Raw genomic sequence first — 1,680 nt, 5'->3', positions numbered from 1 at the left:
TGCGCAGCAGCTCGCGCTGCAGGGGCTGTCGGCGCCCGACATGCTGTCGGCGCACGTCTTCGCGAGCCACCGCACCAGCGCCATCGACGCCGTGTGGGTGGCGGGCCGCGCGCGCGTCGCCGCCGGGCGCCATGCGCTGCATGCCGAGGCCGCGTCCGCCTTCGTGGCCGCGCGCAGCCAACTGCTTCAAGACTGAGGAACCCCATGCCATGACTTTCGCCACCACCGAACCGGCCTTCCGCTTTCGCCAGGGCACGCGCCCGCTGCTGATCTCGATGCCGCACGTGGGCACCCACGTGCCGGGCGCGCTGCTCGCGCGCTTCACCGAGGAGGCGCGCCATGTGCCCGACACCGACTGGCACCTCGAGCAGCTCTACGACTTCGCCGACGCACTCGGCGCCTCGGTGCTGGTGGCCACGCACTCGCGCTACGTGATCGACCTCAACCGTCCGCCCGACGGCGCCAGCCTCTACCCGGGCCAGAGCGTCACCGGCCTGTGCCCGGTCGACACCTTCGACGACACGCCGCTGTACGCCGCGGGCGACCTGCCCGGCGAGGCCGAGATTGCCGCGCGCCGCGAGGCGATCTGGCAGCCCTACCACGCGCAGCTCGCGGCCGAGCTGGCCCGCCTGAAGGCCGCGCACGGCACCATCGCGCTGTGGGACGCGCACTCGATCCGCTCGGTGCTGCCGCGCTTCTTCGAAGGCAAGCTGCCCGACCTCAACCTCGGCACCGCCGACGGCAAGAGCTGCGACCCCGCGCTCGCCGCCACCTTGCTGGGCATCGCGACATCGAACCCCGGCTACACCGGCGTGCTCAACGGCCGCTTCAAGGGCGGCCACATCACGCGCCAGTACGGCAACCCCGCGGGTGGCGTGCACGCGGTGCAGCTCGAGATGACGCAGTCGAGCTACATGCAGGAGGCGCTGCCCTTCGCCTACCTGCCCCAGGTGGCGGCCGGCGTGCAGCCGCAGGTGCGCCGCATGCTCGAGGCGGTGCTCGACTTCGTCGAAGCCCGCGGGTGAGCCGGCCATGAGCCAGGAGGCCTTTCTCGCCGCGCTCGGCGAGGCGCTGGGCGCCGGCCAGGTGCTGCGCGGCGAGGCCATCGCCGAGCGCCACCGCAGCGACTGGAGCGGCGTGGCGCCCGTGCTGCCGCTGGCGCTGGTGCGCCCGCGCGACACGCGCGAGGTGTCGGCCGTGTTGCGCATCTGCAGCGAGCATCGCGTGCCCGTGGTGCCGCAGGGCGGGCTCACCGGGCTGGCCGGCGCGGCGGTGCCGCGCGCTGATGCGATCGCGCTGTCGCTCGAGCGCATGAACGCCATCGAGTCGCTCGATGCCGCCGCCGGCACGCTGACCGTGCAGGCCGGCGCCACCCTGCAGTCGGTGCAGGAGGCGGCGGCCGCGCGGGGCTTGCTGTTCGGCGTGGACTTCGGCGCGCGCGGCTCGTGCCAGATCGGCGGCGCGCTGTCGACCAACGCGGGCGGCAACGGCGTGCTGCAGTTCGGGATGATGCGCGAGCAGGCGCTGGGCCTGGAGGTGTTGCTGGCCGACGGCCGCGTGCTGCCGATGCTGCGGCCCATGCTCAAGAACAACACCGGCTACGACCTCAAGCAGTTCTTCATCGGCGCCGAGGGCACGCTGGGCGTGATCACGCGCGCGCTGCTGCGGCTGCATCCGGCG

General features: G+C 73.4%; 2 protein-coding genes and 1 pseudogene. All 3 read left to right on the top strand.

Annotated features, from left to right (window positions below):
- Positions 1-196, top strand: a pseudogene (locus AC27VN_RS40780) (formimidoylglutamate deiminase); the annotation flags it as partial.
- Between the two features lie 13 nt (positions 197-209).
- The gene (gene hutG, locus AC27VN_RS40775; RefSeq protein ID WP_490880407.1) at positions 210-1,025 is read left to right on the top strand and encodes an N-formylglutamate deformylase; all 816 of its coding nucleotides are present in this window, start codon (positions 210-212) and stop codon (positions 1,023-1,025) included.
- Positions 1,026-1,032: 7 nt separating this feature from the next.
- On the top strand, positions 1,033-1,680 hold a 648-nt coding region (locus tag AC27VN_RS40770; protein WP_490880406.1), incomplete at its 3' end, for an FAD-binding oxidoreductase.

The organism is Variovorax sp. 20P10.2.4 (assembly GCF_058244205.1).
The sequence above is the reverse complement of the archived record's forward strand: the minus strand, read 5'-3'. Positions and strand labels throughout refer to the sequence as shown.

Excerpts from the sequence above, each read along its gene's own strand:
- hutG (WP_490880407.1), top strand. The coding sequence starts at position 210 with ATGACTTTCGCCACCACCGAACCGGCCTTCCGCTTTCGCCAGGGCACG.